Origin of the sequence: Streptomyces herbicida (assembly GCF_032656585.1) — a bacterium.
Classification (GTDB): Bacteria; Actinomycetota; Actinomycetes; order Streptomycetales; family Streptomycetaceae; genus Streptomyces; species Streptomyces herbicida.
The window spans coordinates 137,512-156,297 of sequence record NZ_JAUYWJ010000021.1; the positions used below are offsets into that span (position 1 = coordinate 137,512).

The window sequence follows — 18,786 nt, forward strand, 5'->3', positions numbered from 1 at the left end:
CGGCGCCACCTGCCACGATGGTCCGATGGCCCGCTTTCTGCGCCCGCTGACGCGGGGGACGACGTACACGCGACTGCTGCATCTGTGGCTGCCGGTGCTGATCTTCAGCGTGTGGATGTTCATCGACTCGTCGAAGCCGTGGGTGCCCGCGCTCGTGCTCGTTCCGATCGGGCTCCTCGCCGTCGTGCGGATGGGCGAGGGCGTACAGGCTCGGCTGCTGCTCACGCCCGGCGTGGAGGAGCCGGGGATCTCCGCGACGCCGTCGGCGACCTGGCCGGACCGACTGCGCACGGTGCTGTGGATGGAGGTGCGGCTGATCCTGGGCGTGGCCACCTCGATGGTCTCGGTGTGGCTGCCGTTGCTCGCGTACGAACTCGGCAGCATGGCGTGGGGACAGGTTCCCGCCGACATCCCGGTGCTGAACCGGGCGGAGCCGCACTGGGCCTACGCCTTGCTGATCCCGCTGCCCCTGGTCGCGCTCTACGGCGCCCTCGTGGGGCTCGGCGAGCTCGTCACCGCCGTGGCGCGGCGACTGCTCGGTACGTCCGCCTCCGAGCGGCTCGCCGCCCTGGAGGAACGGACCGAGCAGCTCCTGGAGCGCACTCGCATCGCCCGTGAGCTGCACGACTCGATCGGGCATGCGCTGACGGTGGCGGTGGTGCAGGCGGGCGCGGCGCGGACGGCCGACGACCCGGAGTTCACCGACCGCGCCCTGGGCGCCATCGAGGAGACGGGGCGGGCGGCGCTGGAGGACCTGGAGCGGGTGCTGGGTGTCCTGCGGGAGTCGGAACGGCCGGTGAGCAGCCGGCCCACCCTGGCCGACGCCGACCGGCTCCTGGACTCCGCGCGCGCTTCCGGCGCCAAGGTCGACGCCGAGGTGACCGGTCCCGTGGAGACGGTGCCCGGACCGGTCTCCCGCGAGGGCTACCGCATCCTCCAAGAGGCTCTCACCAATGTGCTGCGCCATGCGGGGGCCGTGCCCGTGCGGGTCCGTGTCACGGTCGCCGGGGGCACCCTCGCGCTGGAGGTGCGCAATCCGCTCACGGCCCCGGTGCCCGGACCCGGCCGGGGCAGCGGGCTGCGGGGCATACGCGAGCGCGCGGCCCTGCTCGGCGGCCGCGCGCACACCGGACCGCACGAGGGCGACTGGCAGGTGCACGCCGAACTGCCCTTGCGGTGATCTAGGCTTGGCGGATGCCGGTCACCGTTCTTCTCGTCGACGACGAACCCCTGGTCCGCGCCGGTCTGCGAGCCGTGCTGGAGGCGCAGCCCGACATCGAAGTGGTCGGCGAGGCGGCCGACGGGGCGGCGGTGATCCCGTTGGTCCGGCAGCTGCGGCCCGATGTGGTCGCCATGGACGTGCGGATGCCGCTGCTCGACGGGATCGAGGCCACGCGCGTGGTGCTGCGCACCGTCGACGATCCGCCGAAGATCCTCGTGGTGACCACGTTCGAGAACGACGAGTACGTGTACGAGGCACTGCGCGCGGGCGCCGACGGGTTCCTGCTGAAGCGGGCCCGGCCCGCCGAGATCGTGCACGCCGTGCGGCTGGTCGCCGCGGGCGAGTCGCTGCTGTTCCCCGCGTCGGTGCGCCAACTTGCCGCACAGTACGGCGACGGCGGTGGAAACCGGGCGGCGCGCGCCGCGCTGGAGCGGGCCCGGCTGACCGAGCGGGAGGCCGAGGTGCTGCGGCTGATGACCCGGGGGCTGTCGAACGCGGAGATCGCGGAACGCCTGGTCGTCGGCACCGAGACGGTCAAGTCGCATGTCAGCGCCGTACTGGCGAAGCTCGGCGCCCGGGACCGCACCCAGGCGGTGATCACGGCGTACGAGTCGGGTTTCGTGGCCCCCGGCTGATCCGGTGCGCCCACGGGTCCGGGGCGGCCCGGCACTCGCCGGGCTCCGCCGTGCCGAGTACGATCCGCCCAACACGCGCACGAGCTGGGAGGACGGACGTTGGGGCGGCTGACCGGCGGCGATCCCTCGCTGCTGCGAAGGATCAATTCCGCGGTGGTGCTGCACGCACTGCGTGCCACGGACTGTGCGACGCTCACCGAGATCACCCGGGTGACCGGACTGTCCCGGCCGACCGTCGAGGGCGTCGTCGAGGGGCTCATCGAGGGCGGTCTCGTCGTCGAGAAGGCCGCAGAAGAGGGCGTCACCCGGCGTCAGGGGCGGCCGGCGCGGCGGTTCCGGTTCCGGGCCGAGGCCGGACATCTGCTGGGCCTGGAGATCGGGGCGCACCGCGTCACCGCGCTCCTCGCCGACCTGGACGGCCGGGTGCTGGGCGCCCAGGCCAAGGACGTCGACGAGACGGCCGACGCGGACGAGCGCCTGGAGCGCCTGCGTACGGCCGTCGCCGAGCTGCTGCGCCGGGCCGGGGTCGCGCGCGGCTCGCTGCGTGCGGTGGGTGTCGGCACACCGGGGATCGTCGAGGCCGACGGCACCGTGCGGCTCGGCACCGCGCTGCCCCAGTGGACGGGCCTGCGGCTCGGCGAACGGCTCAGCCGCTCCTTCAAGTGCCCGGTCCTGGTCGAGAACGACGCCAACGCCGCGGCCGTCGCCGAGCACTGGAAGGGCGCCGCGACCGAGTCGGACGACATCGTGTTCGTCCTGGCGGGACTGAGCCCGGGCGCCGGTTCGCTGATCGGCGGGCGGCTGCACCGCGGGTACGGCGGGGCTGCCGGCGAGATCGGCGCGCTGCACCTGCTGGGCCGGGAGGCGACCCCGGAGACGCTCCTGTCCACCACGGACGAGCCGCTGCACCCGCTGGACGAGCAGGCGGTGGCGGAGGTTTTCGCGCTCGCGCGCGAGGGCGACAAGCGGGCCCGCGCGGCCGTCGACCGTTTCATCCAGCGGCTGGTCCACGACGTGGCGGCGCTCGTCCTGGCCCTCGACCCGGAGCTGGTCGTCGTCGGCGGGTGGGCGGCAGGTCTGGACGGCGTGCTGGAGCCGTTGCGCCATGAACTGGCCCGCTACTGTCTGCGGCCCCCCAAGGTGACGCTCTCCCTCCTGGGCGAGGCGGCCGTGGCCACGGGCGCCCTGCGGCTCGCCCTGGACCATGTGGAGGAACAGCTGTTCGCGGTGGAGGGCACGGTGACCGCGCGGCGCTGACTCCGGGCGACGTGCGCGGCCGGGTCCCGGCCGGTACCGCCGAGGACGTCGACACCGCCGTACGGGCCGCCCGCGCTGCGTACGGCTGCTGCGGAGCGCCGGGGGCTGCCACCGGTGAAGCGCGCCGCCCGCGACATCGGCCAACCGGCGGCGACCCGAGCACCGACGAGGCACCGCTGTCGGCTTAGGGAGCAACGCCCCAGGCCCGACGGCTGCCGGGCGGCGTCGGTCCCAGGGCCCACCAACACCCTCGGCGGCTCCGCGTCCGACGCGCCCCGCCCCGACAGCGCTGCGGTGGATTGCGAGCCGGCGGCAGGGAAGCGCGCCGGGCCCCGGTGGGGTTCCGGGGCCCGGTCGGTGCGGTTCTGGGGGCTTGTGCCGGGGCGGAGGCGGCGCGGGGTTACGAGGCCTGCCGCTCGGGTCCGTGGTGGATCTCCACGCCGCCGGAGTCGCCGAAGGTGAGCCGGCAGGTGTCCGCGCGGTAGGTGGCGACGGAGAGCGCGGCGGTGCGGCCCTCGGCGAAGAAGCGGGTGGTGACGACGAGGACGGGCGCGCCGGGTAGCCGGTCGAGTTCCTTGGCGTCGTCGGCGCGGGCCGAGCCGAGCTCCACGGAGCGGTCCTGGCTCTCCAGCTCGAGGCGCTGCAGTTCGCGCAGGACGGCACGCGCGCGTGCGGTGCCGTTCGGTGCGTCGATCGCCGACAGATCGGGCACCGAGGAGGCCGGGATGTAGAGCAGTTCGGCGGCGACCGGCTGGCCGTGGGAGACACGGGAGCGGCGCACGGTGTGCACGGGCTCCTCGGGGCCGGTCCCCAGGGCGGTGGCGACGGCGGCGGGCGGCGCCGCCCGCGTGCTGTCGACGGGCTGCCAGGCGTCACCGGCGGCGCCCGGCCAGACGTGCTGCTCGGCGCCGACGGACACGCCGACGCGCGGCGGTGCGACGGTCGTCCCGACGCCGCGGCGGCGCTGCAGCCGGCCTTCCAGCTCGAGCTGTTCGAGGGCCTGGCGGAGCGTGGCGCGGGCGACGCCGAAGCGGGCTGCGAGATCGCGCTCGTTGGGCAGGATCTCGCCGACCGAGAACTCGGAGTCGAGTGCCTCACTGAGCACGGTCTTGAGGTGCCAGTACTTCGGTTCCGGCACCGGTTCCAGCTGCGTGGTCCCCACCCTGTCCTCCGCAATCGCCGTGGTCCGGCGGCGTTTTTGGCGCCCTTGTTTATTAAAGGTTGTTGCACTTATCTGCGACCATAGGGCGGCCCCCACCCTTGGTCAAGACCAATCCTCGATCCCTTACGCAGCGCACAGGACCGGCGCCGCGGAGCGTTCATGAGGCGTTCTCACGGGGCCGTGTTCGTGACATCGCGGCAAAGCCTCCGTCACGTGACGGAGGCCTCGGGCGGTACGGCTCAGCGGGCCGCCAGGGACTGCAGCTTGTCGGGGTTGCGGATGATGTACACCGCGCGGACGACGCCGTCGGCGGCGTCGATCTGCAGCACGCTGTCGGGCTTGTCCCCGGACAGGGCCAGCACCGCGAGGCCGCCGTTGACCTCCAGGAGGCGGAAGGACAGTCCGGCTCCGTCCTTGCGCGCGGCGCCGATGACGAACCGGCCCACCTTGTCGGCGCTCTCCAGGACCCGCAGCGGTGCCTTCGCCTTGCCGCCGCTGTCGCCGACCAGGCGCACATCGGGGGCCAGCAGCGACATCAGGCCCTCGATGTCGCCCTCGGCCGCCGCGGTGAGGAAACGCTCGGTCAGGTCCCGGCGCTGGGCCGGGTCGACCACGTAGCGCGGCCGCCGCTCGTCGACATGCCGGCGGGCCCGCCCGGCGAGTTGACGCACCGCCGGCTCACCGCGGTCGAGCATGGCCGCGATGTCGGCGTACGGATAGGCGAACGCCTCCCGAAGGACGAACACGGCGCGCTCCAGCGGGGACAGCGACTCCAGCACGACGAGCACGGCGAGGGAGACGGAATCGGCCAGCACGGCGCGCTCCGCCGTGTCCGGGACGGTGTCGCCGAAGTCGGTGACGTACGGCTCCGGGAGCCAGGGGCCGACGTAAGCCTCGTCCCGCGCCCGGATCTGCCGCAGCCGGTCGATGGCCAGCCGGGTGGTGACGCGCACCAGATAACCACGCGGTTCGCGCACGTCGCCGCGGTCCGCGCCGGACCAGCGCAGCCAGGCGTCCTGGACGACGTCCTCCGCGTCGGCCACACGTCCGAGCATGCGGTAGGCGACGCCCATGAGAACGGGACGGTGCTCTTCGAAGACGTCGGTCACTGTGTCGGCGCTCACGCCTCCATCCCATCCGACACAACCCGCGCTGTCCAGGCGGAATCGACCCGTCCAGGGCGCGCCCGGACCACAATGATCGGCGGACCGTCGGCGGTCGGCGGACGGGGCACGGGAGGTGGCCGATGCGGTACGCGGTGCTGGGTACGGGCGAGGTGGGCCGCACACTCGGCGGCAAGCTGGTGCGGTTGGGGCACGAGGTGACCCTGGGTTCGCGCACGAAGGACAATCCGGCCGCTCTGAAGTGGGCGCGGGACGCGGGCGCCGGGGCGAGTGCCGGGACGTTCGCGGAGGCGGCCGCGGCCGCCGAGGTGATCGTGAACGCCGTGGGCGGCCGGGTGGCGCAGGCGGCTCTGGAGGCGGCCGGCGCGGCGAATCTCGAGGGCAAGGTGGTCGTCGACGTCTCCAACCCGCTGGCCTTCGAGGAGGGCCGGTTGCGGCTGGACCCCGTCGAGTCGGACAGCGTGGGCGAGCGGATCCAGCGGGCCTTCCCTCACGCGCGCGTGGTGAAGACGCTCAACACCGTCAACTGCCAGGTGATGGTGGATCCGGCGCGGGTGCCGGGCGAGCACCAGATGTTCCTCTGTGGTGAGGACGCCGACGCCAAGGAACAGGTGACGGCCCTGCTCGGCGAGTTCGGCTGGCCGGCCCAACGAGTGCTGGACCTGGGCGGTATCCAGGCGGCGCGTTCCCTGGAGATGTATCTGCCTCTGTGGATGAATCTGCTTCAGAGCCTCGGCCACGCCGACTTCAACGTGCAGGTCCGCACAGCGCGTTGAGGCCAGTACCGCGGCGCGACACGCCGCGACTGGGGGCTACCCGCCGGTAGCAATTGCTGACAAGCTGTCTACGGCGTCCATCGGCCAGTCCAGACGAGGAGCACCCCCATGTCCGCCACCGTCTCCTTCACGGTCCCCTCCCCGCACGGCCAGCAGCCGGTGACCGTCTCCTACGCGCGCGTGGGGACCGGTGACCCGCTGGTTCTGCTGCACGGCATCGGCCACCACCGGCAGGCGTGGGACCCCGTGGTGGACATCCTCGCGACCGAGCGCGATGTGATCGCCGTGGACCTGCCCGGCTTCGGCGCGTCCCCGGGTCTGCCGGACGGCCTCACCTACGACCTGCCCACCACCAACGCCGTACTCGCCGCCCTGTTCGAGGCACTGGAGCTGGACCGCCCGCACGTGGCGGGCAACTCGCTGGGCGGGCTGCTGGCCCTGGAGCTGGGCCGCGAGAAGCTCGTACGGTCCGTCACCGCCCTCTCCCCCGCCGGGTTCTGGTCGCAGGCCGAGCGGCTGTACGCCTTCGGCGTCCTCATCACGATGCGGCGGATCTCCCAGCAGCTCCCAGTGCCGCTCGTCGAGCGGCTGGCCCGCACGGCGGCCGGCCGGACGGCCCTGACGAGCACCATCTACGCCCGTCCGGCCCGCCGTTCACCCGAGGCCGTGGTCGCCGAGACACTCGCGCTTGCCCGGGCCACCGGATTCGACGCGACGCTGCGCGCCGGTGCCTCCATCCAGTTCACCGACGACCTCCCGGGGATCCCGGTCACCGTGGGCTGGGGCACCAGGGACTGGCTGCTGGTGCGCCGCCAGGGCGTCCGCGCCAAGCAGGTCATCCCCCGGGCCCGGCTGGTGCGGCTGCCCGGCTGCGGGCACTGCCCGATGAACGACGACCCGGCGCTCGTCGCCCGCGTGATCCTCGACGGCAGCCACTGACCGGCGCCGGACCCCGGTCAACGCCCCGGATCCCAGGGCGACTCCGGCGCCCACCAGGGCGCTGCCCGCGGCCTGGGCCGGACCGTAGGAGCCGGTTCCGGCGAAGGGGGCGGTGCAGGCGGCCGCCACCGGGATGAGCCCGGAGAAGAGCGTGGCGCGCTCCGCGCCGATCCGCTGCATGCCCATGTACCAGCACACGAAGCCGACGACCGTGACGACCGCCGCCTGCCACAGCAGCGCGGCGGCCTCGGTGGCATCGGGGCGCCGCAGCCACCCGTCCCCGTCGAGGACGACACCGGCGACCGCCGACTCGGCTGCGGCGACTGCGCTCACCGTGGCGGACAGCAGCCGCGGTCCCAGCGGCCGCAGCACGGGGACCGCGAGAACCGCGAACCCGACCTCACCGGCCAGGGCACAGGCGGAGAAGACGATCCCGGCCGCGTCGGTACGGCCCCACCCCTGCACGGTGAACGCGCCGACGGCGACCAGCAGCGCCCCATACAGCACGACGCGCCGCGGACGGCGGCCGTGGAGGAACGGGACGACGACCGCCACCACCACGGGAGCGCAGCCCACGAAGACGCCCGGTACCGCCGGCTCGGCGGTGCGCCCGGCGGCGAGGACGGCCAGGTTGAAGCCGACCATGCCAAGGGCCGCGAGCAGGGCGAGGCGGGCCCACTGGCGGGGTGCGAGCCCGCGCAGGCGTTTGGTCGACCCCCGGCCGGCGAGCGGGAGCAGCAGGAGACAGGCCAGTCCGTAGCGCAGGCACTGGCCGCCCGCATACGGGTAGTCACCGAGCAGGCTGTTGGCGGTGAAGGAGCCGCCGACGAGCACGCAGGCGAACGCGGCGAGCAGGGCGCCGCGACGGGTCGCGTTCATGACGGCGACGTTAGGGAGCGCGGCGGCCCGGTTTAAGGTCCACTTCCATGACGTCATCGGGGACCAATCCGGGCGGCCTGACGGGCACCGCCGCGTGGGAACTGCTGCTCCCGGCAGCGTCGGCGCCGGCACGCGCGCGTGGCCGCGCCCTCCAGGCAGCCCTGCGCGAGGCGATCCGCTCGGGACGGCTCGCGCCGGGCACACGGCTGCCGTCCAGCCGGGACCTCGCGGCCGATCTCGGGGTGTCGCGCGGGCTGGTCACCGAGGCGTACGAGCAGCTGACGGCCGAGGGCTATCTGCGCAGCGACCGGGGAGCGGGGACGTGGGTGGGCGGCAGCGTTCGTGCGGCCTCGCCCCGTGCGCGCGACCTCGCGCCCCGCTCCCCCGGTGCACGCGCCGACTTCGTCCCGGGGACACCGGACCTGTCGCTGTTCCCGCGCGCCGCCTGGGCCGCGGCGCAGCGCGCGGTGCTGGCGGACCTGCCGCACCACGACCTCGGCTACCCCGACCCACGCGGACTGCCCCGGCTGCGCACCGCCCTCGCCGAACTGCTGGTCCGTCGCCGGGGCGTGGCCGCCGACCCGGAGCGGATCGTGGTCGTATCGGGGGTCGCGCAGGCCACGACCCTGCTGGGATTCGTGCTCCACGCGCGCGGGATGCGCACGGTCGGCGTCGAGGACCCGGGGAGCCCGCAGCACGAGGCCCTCTACGCCGCGGCCGGCATGGGCACCGTACCCCTGCCCCTGGACGGCGAGGGCCTGGCCCTGAACCCGCTGCGCGTCTCGGGTGTCAGCGCCGTGGTGACGACGCCGGCCCACCAGTTCCCCACCGGTATCGCGTACTCGGCGCGGCGGCGCACCGCATTGCTCGACTGGGCCCGGTCGGTGGACGGGCTCGTCCTGGAGGACGACTACGACGGCGACTTCCGGTACGACCGTGCCCCCGTGGGCGCGCTCCAGGGACTGGACCCGGAGCGGGTGGCCTACACGGGGTCGGTCAGCAAGTCCCTCGCCCCGGGCCTGAGGCTGGGCTGGCTGCTCGTGCCCGAGTGGCTGGCCGACGAGGTGGTCGAGCGCAAACGGACCATGGATCTCGGGCATCCGTCGCTGGACCAGGCGCTGTTCGCGCGGTTCCTGGAGCACGGCGACTACGACCGGCAGTTGCGGCGCTGTCAGCGCGCCTACCGCGAGCGGCGCGACGTCCTGGTCGCGGCGCTGGAGACGCACTTCCCTGAGGCCAGGGTCTCGGGGATCGCCGCAGGTCTGCACGCCATCGCCGAACTGCCGCGGCGGTACGGGCCCGAGGAGCGCTTCCTGGAGCGGATGGCCGCGGCCGGTGTCGCGGTGCGGCCGCTCAGCGCCTGCACACACACGCGTGCCGACGTCTCCGGCGTACGGCTGGTCCTGGGGTACGCGCATCTGTCGCCGGCGCGGATCAGGGCGGGCGTGCAGCTGATGGCCGAGGCGCTCGCCGGGTGACGGCCCGGGCTCCCGGTTCCCTCCGAATCGCACACCGGTTCCCTTGCCGATGGGGCCAGTTGTTCACTTGTGGTTTCCGTGTGCGCTGCGGCGCACCAGTAGTTGTGACAGTGCACATTGGCCGGATCCCGTTCAGGAGGCCCTTCCATGTCACATCGTCCGTTCCCCGGCCGCCGCAGCGTCCTGCGCGGCTCCCTGGCCGCGTCGGCGGCCCTGGCCCTGCCCACTGCCCTGGGCGCGGCACCGGCATTCGCCCTGTCCGGGCGCCCCAAGGCGGGCTGGGGCGTGCAGACGGGCGACGTGACCTGCGACTCCGGTCTCGTGTGGGTGCGTTCGGACCGGCCGGCCCGGATGATCGTGGAGACGTCGGCCACCGACTCGTTCCGCAAGCCGCACAGATGGCACGGTCCGCTGCTGGGCCCGGACACCGACTTCACCGGCACCACCCGGCTGCGCGGCCTGCCGTCCGGCGAGCAGATCCACTACCGCGTGCTGCTCGCCGACCCGGACGACCCGCGGCGCACCGGCGAGCCGGTGACGGGCACCTTCCGCACCGTGTCCGCGCACCGGCGCGACGGCGTGCGGTTCCTGTGGTCCGGCGACCTGGCCGGCCAGGGCTGGGGCATCAACCCCGACCTCGGCGGCTACCGGATCTACGACGCGATGGCGAAGCTCGACCCCGACTTCTTCATCTGCAGCGGCGACAACATCTACGCCGACGGGCCGATCTCGGCCACCCAGGCCCTGCCGGACGGCAGCGCATGGCGGAACATCACCACCGAGGAGAAGTCCAAGGTCGCCGAGACCCTCGCCGAGTACCGCGGCAACTTCCGCTACAACCTGCTCGACGAGAACCTCAAGCGGTTCAATGCGCAGGTCCCCTCGATCATCCAGTGGGACGACCACGAGGTGCGCAACAACTGGTACCCGGGCGAGGTGATCGCCGCCTCGGACACCCGCTACACCGAGAAGAGCATCGACGTCCTGGCCGCGCGCGCCCGGCGGGCGTTCAGCGAGTACTTCCCCGTCTCGACACTGCGGCCGGGCGCGAAGGAAGGCCGGGTGAACCGCGTCCTGCGGCAGGGGCCGCTGCTCGACGTGTTCGTCCTCGACATGCGGACGTACCGCAACGCCAACTCCCCCGACAACCAGACCGTGGACCCGCAGGGCATCCTGGGCCGGGAGCAGCTGGAGTGGCTCAAGCGGGAGCTGTCCCGGTCGCGGGCGGTGTGGAAGGTGATCGCGGCCGACATGCCGCTCGGGCTGGTCGTGCCCGACCCGATGGAGGGCCTGCCGAACATCGAGGCGGTGGCCCAGGGCGATCCCGGCATGCCGCTGGGCCGTGAGCTGCAGATCGCCGAGCTCCTGCGGTTCATCAAGCACGCGCGGATCACCGGCACGCTGTGGCTGACGGCGGACGTGCACCACACCTCGGCCCAGCACTACCAGCCGTCACGGGCCGCCTTCACCGACTTCGAACCGTTCTGGGAGTTCGTCTCGGGTCCGCTGAACGCGGGCGCCTTCCCGGCCAACGCCCTCGACAACACCTTCGGTCCGGAGCGGGTGTTCGTGAAGGCGCCGACCGCCTCGAACGTCTCGCCCGCCGGCGGCTACCAGTTCTTCGGCGAGGTCGACATCGACGGCCACAGCGGGGAGCTGACGGTGCGGCTGCGCGAGCAGGACGGCTCCGTGCTGTTCACCCAGACGCTCCAGCCGGGCCTGGTCGGCCAGTAACTCCCGTACTCTTTTCGCTGTGCCGCGCACCGGCGTCATCCCCCGGCGCGCGGCACCGCACCGCCCCTCCCAACTCAGCGCCGGGAGGGGCTTTTTCGCAGGTCAGGACCGATTGTCAGTGGTCGCCTCTACGGTTTTTCCATGACGCGATCCGTACAGGCCGTGGCCTATCGCCAACCCTCCGTGCTGGAATCCGCAACGGACGGACGACGCCTCGGACTCGAGACCTCCCGGGGCGCGACACCGACCGGTGTCGAGGACCATCCGCGGTTCTTCGCGGGCTTTCTGACCTCGCCTCAGGTCGCCGCCGCCGGACTGCTCGCGGTGGCCGACGTGGCGGCCGCGCGCTACTACCAGCCGCAGCTGCGCGCCTCGCTCGACCCGGTGGTGACCGGCAACGGCGACCGGCTGCGTTTCGAGTCCTTCTCCGGCTGCGGCGGGGTGTACGCGCGCCTGGACGTCCTCGGCCCGGGCCTCGACGGCGGCGAGGTGGGCCATGGGACGACGAACGTCGACGTCAACAACCCGCTGCGCGAGGCCCTGTCCCGGATCGGCACGGCCGACCCGCTCCATCTCCGCGTGGGCCCCGAGGAACTGGCCGTCACCACGCTGGACGGGCCGGTGGTGGAGAAGAAGGTGCCGCTCCCGGACCGCTGGCTGCGCGGATTCGCCGAGGCCCAGGTGACAGCGGCAGGTTTCGACCTGCGGGCCGAGCTGCCGGCCGACGAGGCGGTGCGGTTCCTGCGCGGGCTGCCCCGGGCCGCCGGAACAGGGCGTGCCGTGGGCGGTCCCCGCTGGGTGGTACCGGTGGGCCGCGGGCTGCGGCCGACGACCCGGCCGGTGCCGGGCGCGGTGTGCCTGCCCGGCCCCGAGCGGCTGGCCGCGCTCCAGCGGGTGCTGCGGCACGCGACGGCCCTGCGCGTGTACGGCCCGGCCGCCGCCGGTGCCGGCGCCACGGCGGCCGCCTGGGAGGTGGTCCTGCCGGGCATGCGGCTCACGCTCACGCTGTCGCCCGACGCCTCGCGCGGATTCTCCGGCGAGGGCGGCGTCCTGGACGCGCTCGCCACCGACGAGGCCGCCGAGGACGCGGAGCTGATCGAGGTGCTGCTGGCCTGGGAGCCCCGCGTCGACGTCGCCGGCCTCGCCGACTCCGCCGGGCTCACGCCGGAGCGGGTCCACGCGGCCCTGGTCCGGCTCGGCACCTCCGGACGCGTCGGCTACGACACGGCGGAGGCGGCCTACTTCCACCGGGAACTGCCGTACGACGCCGGGCGCGTGGAGCGCCACAACCCGCGGCTTCGGTCGGCCCGGGCGCTGGTGGACGCGGGTGCGGTCGCCCTGGACGGGCCGCTGGGGACCGTGACCGCCGAGGACGGCCATGTGCACCGGGTGCGTGACGAGGCCGGGGTGCTCAGCTGCAGCTGTCTGTGGTGGGCGAAGTACCGCGGTGGGCGCGGGCCGTGCAAGCACGCGCTGGCGGTGCGGATGGTGCGGCGGGGTGCCGTGGTGGGACAGGAGTTCGCGGGAGTCGACGGGGGTGCGCGATGAGTGCGGTGCTGGAGGCGGTGCGGGCGGGGCGGACGTCCGAGACGCTGCGCCTGCTCAAGGGGATGACGGACGCAGAACGGCGGGCGCTGCTGCCCGAGTTGAAGGCGGTCCGCAAGGAGCTGCGGAACGATCCCCTGGGCGACTCGTCCCGCGACGCCCACCCGGCGCTGCACGCGGCCGGGGCGGCCTGTCACACGGGAGCGGCGGCCGCCGCGAGCTGGCTGTCGGGCTCGGACATGCGCTGGTGGCAGGCGTCGCCCAAGCTGCTGCTGCAGGCGCTGGAGGGCCGTGGCGGCGCATGGCTGGCCGATGTGGCGCACCGGCTCGCGCAGCGGCCGGTGTCCGCGGACGTGCCGTACGAGCTGATGTCCGGGCTGGTGCACCGGGCGGGCTGCGACGTTCCGGTGACGGAGGCCTATGTGGTCGGCTGGATCCGGCACATCGGCGGCTCCTGGGGGCAGGGCTCGATCCTCGACCGGCTGCGCGGTGAGCCGGATCTGGCCCGGCTCGTGGCCGGCCTCTTCGAGCTCACGGACCTCAGGGAGGTCCGGTGGCTGTTCGGCGACGGACCGAACTCCTGGCAGAGCGCCCTCGCCGAGCTCACCCGGAAGGGATCGCTGGACCGCAAGACCATGGTCGACGCCTGTGTCGCCCGCCTCCTGCGCGGCGGCGGCCCCACCGACCACCGGGTCTTCCTCCCCCTGCTCGAAATGCTCGGCCTCACCCGGGAGGAGGAGCGGGAGCGGACGGCCGACTGGATCGCCCTGGCTCGCGACGCCGCCTCCCCCGTCGCCGCCCACGCCCAGTCGGTCCTGGCCTCCCTCGCGCTGGTCGGCGAGCTGACCACACGCCTGCTGGCCGAGGCCTCCGAAGCTCTGCTGTTCCGCAGCGAGAAGAAGCTGGTGCGGGCCCAGCTCGTGCTGCTCGGCAAGGTGCTCTCCCTCGATCCGTCCACGGCGCCCGAGCTGCTCCCCGTCGCGGCCCAGGCGTTCGGGCACGAGGACACCCAGATGCAGGAGCGGGCACTCAAACTGGTCGAGCGCCACATGAAGAAACTCGACTCCGACGCCCTGCGCACCGAACTGACCTTCGCGGTGGAACAGTTGACGCCTTCCCTGCGCACCCGCGCGGTGGACACCCTGGGCATCACGGCCGTGGACCCGGAGCCGGCGGTGTACGAGGAGGTGCTGCCGCCCGCCCCGGAGCCGGTGCGCCTCGCGGCGGCGCCCGAGACGGCGGTCGAACTGGCCGAAGAGGTGAGCGCCCTGCTGGCCGCCGGCGGTGACGTTGCCGCGTTCGAGCGGGCCCTGGACGGCCTGGTGCGCCAGGCCCATCGGAACCTCGACGCCCTGCTGGACGCGCTCGAGCCGGTGATCGGCCGACGCCACTGGCACACCGCGGAACCGGGCCAGTGGCGGCACGCGGACTCTTACTTCAACCCGCACAACGACTTCCACAGCGCCCAGGACGCTCTCGACCTCCTTCTAGCGACGCTGCGCGGAGGAGTGAAGACCAGCACCCTCCACCGTGCGCTCCGGAACGGCTCGACCGGCACCGGCTGCATACACGCCGGCCTCTCCCAGGTGTTCGAAGCCCGGCTGCGGGAGGTGGCGTACCGGTTTCGCACCGACCCGCTGCCGTTGCTGCTGTCGACGCCCACCTGGAGCACGGGACTCCTGGAGCCGGACGAGCTGGTGGACCGCCTCGACACCTACCGGCGCCTGGGCGCCCGCGTCGCGGCGGCCGACTTCGCGCAGGCTCTCCTGCGGGTGCGGCGCACGGACCGGACGGCGGCCGCCGCGGCGGCCCGGCGGGCGGCGGCGCTCGGCACGGCGGAGGGAGACCGGCTCGCCCGCCGGCTGTCCGCGGGGGGTCCCGCCCTGCCCCGGGCCAGTCGGCGGACCTCGGCGACACGGATCGTGGTCGAGCTCGGCGAACTGCTGGAACTGCAGGAGGACTTCCCGGCGGAGTTCCAGCGGCTCGGGCGTCCGCTCGCCGCCTACGGGGACCGCTGGTACTGCTCTCACTGGAGCGACGAGCTACGGCAGCACTGGCTGGCCGCCCTCCCGGAGCAGCGCGAACTGGTGGCGGCACGGATGGTGCACGACCTCTCCAGGGCGACGCTGAACGACACCCGGGGCCCCGTCGGCGTCCTCCCGCTGCTGGCCGAGTCCGGCGGCGAGGCAGGCGAGAGCGTGCATCTGTGCGTGGCGTACGGGCTGGGCGCCCGGCATGCGGAGGACCGGCTCGCCGCGGTGGACGCGCTGCTGGTGCTCGCCGCGCGCGGACAGCTCGACGCACAGCGGCTGGGTTCGGATCTCGGACTGCTGGTGCAGAACGGCACGGTGAAGCCGCTCCGGCTCGCCGAGTCGGCCCGGACGGCGGCGGCCACGGGGGCGAACGCCACGATATGGGAGATGCTCCGCCACACGTTGCCCGTGCTGCTCGCGGACCTCGGGACCACGTCCGCCCGTGGAGTCGGGGACCTGCTGGCCGTGGCCGCCGAGTGCGCCGAGCGGTCCGGGGCACGCGGCGAGCTGCCGCACCTCGCCGCGACCGCCGCCCGGCGCGGTTCGTCGCGGTTGGTGACCCAGGCCCGGCGGCTCCAGGAAGCCCTGGCCGCTCCTGCCCGGTATTGGAAAGAACAATAAAAGGGGCAGAAACATGCTTTACCCATCGGTCACAAGTCGTTCGTGATCACGCAACACCGTTCCTTCACAGTGGTTGCATGAATCGAGGAATGTCTGATGTGACGCGGGCAAAGCACGGGCGTCCCGTGCACCACTGGCGACGGGACGTCGTCGAACTCGCCGCTCTGTTCACGGCCGTCGCGGTGGCGGACGTGGTGGCGAACCTGATCGGGCACGGGCCCGACGGCCCGGCACTGCTGCTGATCTCGGCGGTGGCGCTGGCCGCGACGGCAGGGTTCCACATCTGGTGGTCACGGCGCCATGGTCACGCACCGCCGACGAGCGATACCGGTGCCCGGCCGATCACCCAGGCCGGGCCGTCCGACGAGCGCGCGGCGACGCCCCAGGCGGTGGCCGGGGCAAGCGCGCTGTGGCGGATGCGGACGACGGTGAAGGACGAACCGGGCTCGCTGGCCGCGCTGTGCACGGCTCTCGCCGGGCAGCGGGTCGACATCCTGAGCCTGCAGGCGCATCCGCTCGCCGAGGGCACGGTGGACGAGTTCCTGCTGCGCGCCCCGGGTGTGCTCCCGGCTGCCGAGATCAGCCGTGCGGTCGCGAAGGCGGGGGGCACGAGCACCTGGATCGAGCGGGCCGACGCGCACGACCTGGTGGACGCCCCGACCCGGGTCCTGGGCCTGGCGGCGCGCACCGCGCTGGACGCGGCGGAACTTCCGCTGGCACTGCGGCAGTTGCTGGGACGGTGCACCATCCGTTCGCTGCCCGCCACGCCGTTCGGCGGCCGCCGCGCGCCGGAGGAGGTGCCGGCCGAGGGAGCGCTCGAGGACACCGTGATGCGGTTGCGGGCACCGGAAGGCGGAGTCATCACCGTGGAGCGGCCCTATCTGCCGTTCACGCCGACCGAGTTCGCGCGGGCGCGGGCACTGGTGGAGCTGGACGCCCGGCTCGGCCCGCGCATCCCGCGCAGCCAGGACGTGCTGACGCTGCCCGAGGGCAACGCGATCACCGTGCGCCGGGCCGACACGCGGGACGTCGAGGCGGCGAAGGCGATGCACGAGCGGTGCTCGGCGCGGACACTCGCGATGCGCTACCACGGGCCGATCGGTGACGCGGACCGCTATCTGAACCACCTGCTGAGCCCGCGTTTCGGGCGCACGCTGGCTGTGCAGACGGCGTCGGGCCGTATCGTCGGCCTCGGTCATCTGCTGTGGGACGGCGACGAGACGGAGGTCGCGCTGCTCGTCGAGGACGAGTGGCAGCAGCGCGGCATCGGCGGCGAACTGCTGAGCCGCCTGGTGGCGCTGGCGGTCGAGGCCGGCTGCGAGAGCGTGTACGCCGTGACGCAGGCGTCCAACACCGGCATGGTCACCGCGATGCGCGGTCTGGGGCTGCCCCTCGACTACCAGATCGAGGAGGGCACGCTGGTCATCACGGCCCGCTTGGGCACCGGCCCGGTCACCTCGCTGCTGTCGTACGAGGGCAGGCAGGAGCAGTTCGGCGGGCCGGCCCGCCGGGACTGAGAGAGGCAGGGCCGAGCTCCCGCTCGGCGAACGGCGAGCGGCCCGGCGGAACCCCGCCGGGCCGTTCACCCGTCGACCTGCCCCGTGTCAGGCCTCAGCTCACGGCCGCCTGAAGTTCCGCCGTCGACGACGCCTCACCGTGCTCCCCCAGCGCGGAGTCCAGATCCGTCCACAGATCCTCGACGTCCTCCAGCCCGACCGACATCCGCAGCAGCCGGTCGCTCACTCCGGCTCCGCGCCGGTCCTCCGCGTCCACGATGCGGTGGCTGATCGACGCCGGATGCTGGATCAGGGTGTCGACGCTGCCCAGGCTCACGGCCGGGGTGATCAGCCCGACCCGGGCGATGACCTCGTGCGGGTCACCTTGGACCTCGAAGGCGATCATCGCCCCGCCGATCCGCGGATAGTGGACCCGCGCGACACGCGGGTCGGCGGCGAGGCGCCGGGCCAGCTCGGCGGCGCTCGCGGAGGCGGCCCGCACCCGCACCGGCAGCGTGGACAGTCCCCTCAGCAGCAGATAGCCGGCCAGCGGATGCAGCACGCCGCCCGTGGCGAACCGTATCTGCCGCAGCTGCCGCGCGAACTCCTCGTCACAGGCCACCACACCCGCGAGCACGTCGCCGTGCCCGCCGAGGTACTTGGTGGCGCTGTGCAGCACGAGCCGGGCGCCCTGCTCGGCCGGGCGCTGGAGCACGGGTGTGGCGAAGGTGTTGTCGGCGAGCAGCGGCACAGTGCCGCAGGCGTGGGCGACCGCGCGCAGATCGACCTCGGCCAGTGTCGGATTCGCCGGGGTCTCGACCATGACGAGGCCGGTGTCCGGGCGCAGCGCGTCCGCGATCCCGGCCGGATCGGTCCAGGTCACCTCCGTACCCAGCAGTCCGGCGGTCAGCAGGTGGTCGCTGCAGCCGTACAGGGGACGTACGGCGACGACGTGGCGCAGGCCCGTCGAGGAGCGGGCGAGGAGAACCGCGCTCAGCGCCGCCATCCCGCTGGCGAACGCGACCGCGGACTCGGTGCCCTCCAGCCGGGCCAGCGCGGTCTCGAAGCGGGCCACGGTCGGATTGCCCAGCCGCCCGTACACCGGCATCCCGTCCAGGGCGGCGCCGGTGGCGGCGAAGGCGTCGATGCGGGCGGCCTCGCCCCTGCTGTCGTAGGAGGGGTAGGTGGTGGACAGGTCGATGGGCGGCGCGTGCAGGCCCTGCCGGGCGAGGTCGTCGCGGCCGGCGTGCACGGCCTCGGTGGCCAGTGCTCTCGATGCGGTGCTTACGGCGTCGTAGGCACCCGTGCTCGCTGAGTCCATGGGCAGAGGGTGAACACCGAGCGGGCCACAGGAATCGAACACCGTGCTACGTTCGGCCAATGGCCGAATCTGTCGTACTGGATCCGGTGGACCTGCATCTGCTGCGCCTGCTGCAGAACGACGCCCGGATCACCTATCGCGACCTCGCCACCCAGGTGGGCGTGGCGCCGTCGACGTGTCTGGACCGGGTTGCCCGGCTGCGCCGCTCGGGCGTGATCCTCGGGCATCAGCTCAGGCTCGATCCGGCCAAGCTGGGGCGCGGTCTGGAGGCGCTGCTCTCGGTGCAGGTGCGGCCGCACCGGCGGGAGCTGGTGGGCCCCTTCGTGGAGCGGATCCGCGCCCTGCCGGAGTCACGGACGGTGTTCCATCTGACCGGACCCGACGACTATCTGGTGCATGTGGCCGTGGCGGACATGGCGGACCTGCAGCGGCTGGTCCTCGACGAGTTCACGGCCCGGCGCGAGGTGGCTCGGGTGGAGACCCGGTTGATCTTCCAGCAGTGGGAGTGCGGCCCCCTGCTGCCCCCGGCCACGCCCACAGCTGAATCAGCAATACATGGGTGAC

The 18,786-nt window shown here is 73.4% G+C and carries 14 protein-coding genes and 1 pseudogene; 11 read left to right on the top strand and 4 right to left on the bottom strand.

Going from position 1 to position 18,786, the window contains the following annotated elements; translation table 11 throughout:
- The first annotated feature begins 25 nt into the window (after positions 1 to 25).
- From Q8A52_RS35910 to Q8A52_RS35920, 3 genes are all read left to right on the top strand, one after another.
- Complete coding sequence (locus Q8A52_RS35910) at positions 26 to 1,180, top strand: sensor histidine kinase (RefSeq protein ID WP_316759245.1); 1,155 nt, start codon at positions 26 to 28, stop codon at positions 1,178 to 1,180.
- Positions 1,181 to 1,194: 14 nt separating this feature from the next.
- Positions 1,195 to 1,857, top strand: coding sequence for a response regulator transcription factor (locus Q8A52_RS35915; protein WP_316759247.1), 663 nt, complete (start codon positions 1,195 to 1,197; stop codon positions 1,855 to 1,857).
- Positions 1,858 to 1,956: 99 nt separating this feature from the next.
- The gene (locus tag Q8A52_RS35920) at positions 1,957 to 3,114 is read left to right on the top strand and encodes an ROK family transcriptional regulator (protein WP_316759250.1); all 1,158 of its coding nucleotides are present in this window, start codon (positions 1,957 to 1,959) and stop codon (positions 3,112 to 3,114) included.
- 400 nt (positions 3,115 to 3,514) lie between these two features.
- Here Q8A52_RS35920 and Q8A52_RS35925 read toward each other — a convergent pair whose 3' ends face one another.
- Together Q8A52_RS35925 and Q8A52_RS35930 are read right to left on the bottom strand one after the other, a co-directional pair.
- Positions 3,515 to 4,276 (bottom strand): GntR family transcriptional regulator, encoded by a 762-nt coding sequence (locus tag Q8A52_RS35925; protein WP_316759252.1) that lies wholly within the window; start codon positions 4,274 to 4,276, stop codon positions 3,515 to 3,517.
- Positions 4,277 to 4,515: 239 nt separating this feature from the next.
- The gene (locus Q8A52_RS35930; RefSeq protein ID WP_316759255.1) at positions 4,516 to 5,400 is read right to left on the bottom strand and encodes an RNA polymerase sigma-70 factor; all 885 of its coding nucleotides are present in this window, start codon (positions 5,398 to 5,400) and stop codon (positions 4,516 to 4,518) included.
- 122 nt (positions 5,401 to 5,522) lie between these two features.
- Between Q8A52_RS35930 and Q8A52_RS35935 the strand changes: the two genes are divergently transcribed.
- Together Q8A52_RS35935 and Q8A52_RS35940 are read left to right on the top strand one after the other, a co-directional pair.
- A complete protein-coding gene (locus Q8A52_RS35935) occupies positions 5,523 to 6,176 on the top strand; it encodes an NADPH-dependent F420 reductase (RefSeq protein WP_316759258.1) in 654 nt (217 codons plus the stop codon).
- Between the two features lie 108 nt (positions 6,177 to 6,284).
- Positions 6,285 to 7,115 carry an alpha/beta fold hydrolase gene (locus Q8A52_RS35940; protein ID WP_316759261.1) on the top strand — a complete coding sequence of 277 codons (831 nt, stop codon included), beginning with the start codon at positions 6,285 to 6,287 and terminating at the stop codon, positions 7,113 to 7,115.
- 93 nt (positions 7,116 to 7,208) lie between these two features.
- Here Q8A52_RS35940 and Q8A52_RS35945 read toward each other — a convergent pair.
- Positions 7,209 to 8,051 (bottom strand): annotated as a pseudogene (locus Q8A52_RS35945) (EamA family transporter); the annotation flags it as partial.
- Between Q8A52_RS35945 and pdxR the strand changes: the two are divergent.
- The 5 genes from pdxR to Q8A52_RS35970 all read left to right on the top strand — a co-directional run bounded on the left by pdxR (position 8,042) and on the right by Q8A52_RS35970 (position 16,922).
- Positions 8,042 to 9,472, top strand: a complete 1,431-nt coding sequence (gene pdxR, locus Q8A52_RS35950; protein ID WP_316759264.1) for a MocR-like pyridoxine biosynthesis transcription factor PdxR — start codon at positions 8,042 to 8,044, stop codon at positions 9,470 to 9,472. The pseudogene Q8A52_RS35945 and the gene pdxR overlap by 10 nt on opposite strands.
- Before the next feature lie 147 nt (positions 9,473 to 9,619).
- Entirely contained in the window at positions 9,620 to 11,206 is a 1,587-nt protein-coding gene (locus Q8A52_RS35955; RefSeq protein ID WP_316759266.1) for an alkaline phosphatase D family protein, read from the top strand.
- Between the two features lie 141 nt (positions 11,207 to 11,347).
- A complete protein-coding gene (locus Q8A52_RS35960; RefSeq protein ID WP_316759267.1) occupies positions 11,348 to 12,754 on the top strand; it encodes an SWIM zinc finger domain-containing protein in 1,407 nt (468 codons plus the stop codon).
- Positions 12,751 to 15,405 carry a DUF7824 domain-containing protein gene (locus Q8A52_RS35965; protein ID WP_316759270.1) on the top strand — a complete coding sequence of 885 codons (2,655 nt, stop codon included), beginning with the start codon at positions 12,751 to 12,753 and terminating at the stop codon, positions 15,403 to 15,405. Before Q8A52_RS35960 ends, Q8A52_RS35965 begins: the two co-directional genes overlap by 4 nt.
- A gap of 89 nt (positions 15,406 to 15,494) precedes the next feature.
- Positions 15,495 to 16,922 (top strand): GNAT family N-acetyltransferase, encoded by a 1,428-nt coding sequence (locus Q8A52_RS35970; protein ID WP_316759273.1) that lies wholly within the window; start codon positions 15,495 to 15,497, stop codon positions 16,920 to 16,922.
- Positions 16,923 to 17,016: 94 nt separating this feature from the next.
- Here the strand turns inward: Q8A52_RS35970 and Q8A52_RS35975 are convergent, their stop codons facing one another.
- Positions 17,017 to 18,222, bottom strand: a complete 1,206-nt coding sequence (locus tag Q8A52_RS35975) for a trans-sulfuration enzyme family protein (protein WP_316759276.1) — start codon at positions 18,220 to 18,222, stop codon at positions 17,017 to 17,019.
- A gap of 59 nt (positions 18,223 to 18,281) precedes the next feature.
- Between Q8A52_RS35975 and Q8A52_RS35980 the strand changes: the two genes are divergently transcribed.
- A complete protein-coding gene (locus Q8A52_RS35980; RefSeq protein ID WP_316759279.1) occupies positions 18,282 to 18,785 on the top strand; it encodes an Lrp/AsnC family transcriptional regulator in 504 nt (167 codons plus the stop codon).
- The last annotated feature ends 1 nt before the right edge of the window (position 18,786 follow it).

Excerpts from the sequence above, each read along its gene's own strand:
- Q8A52_RS35910 (WP_316759245.1), top strand. The coding sequence starts at position 26 with ATGGCCCGCTTTCTGCGCCCGCTGACGCGGGGGACGACGTACACGCGA.
- Q8A52_RS35915 (WP_316759247.1), top strand. The coding sequence starts at position 1,195 with ATGCCGGTCACCGTTCTTCTCGTCGACGACGAACCCCTGGTCCGCGCC.
- Q8A52_RS35935 (WP_316759258.1), top strand. The coding sequence starts at position 5,523 with ATGCGGTACGCGGTGCTGGGTACGGGCGAGGTGGGCCGCACACTCGGC.
- Q8A52_RS35940 (WP_316759261.1), top strand. The coding sequence starts at position 6,285 with ATGTCCGCCACCGTCTCCTTCACGGTCCCCTCCCCGCACGGCCAGCAG.
- pdxR (WP_316759264.1), top strand. The coding sequence starts at position 8,042 with ATGACGTCATCGGGGACCAATCCGGGCGGCCTGACGGGCACCGCCGCG.
- Q8A52_RS35955 (WP_316759266.1), top strand. The coding sequence starts at position 9,620 with ATGTCACATCGTCCGTTCCCCGGCCGCCGCAGCGTCCTGCGCGGCTCC.
- Q8A52_RS35960 (WP_316759267.1), top strand. The coding sequence starts at position 11,348 with ATGACGCGATCCGTACAGGCCGTGGCCTATCGCCAACCCTCCGTGCTG.
- Q8A52_RS35965 (WP_316759270.1), top strand. The coding sequence starts at position 12,751 with ATGAGTGCGGTGCTGGAGGCGGTGCGGGCGGGGCGGACGTCCGAGACG.
- Q8A52_RS35970 (WP_316759273.1), top strand. The coding sequence starts at position 15,495 with ATGTCTGATGTGACGCGGGCAAAGCACGGGCGTCCCGTGCACCACTGG.
- Q8A52_RS35975 (WP_316759276.1), bottom strand. The coding sequence starts at position 18,222 with ATGGACTCAGCGAGCACGGGTGCCTACGACGCCGTAAGCACCGCATCG.
- Q8A52_RS35980 (WP_316759279.1), top strand. The coding sequence starts at position 18,282 with ATGGCCGAATCTGTCGTACTGGATCCGGTGGACCTGCATCTGCTGCGC.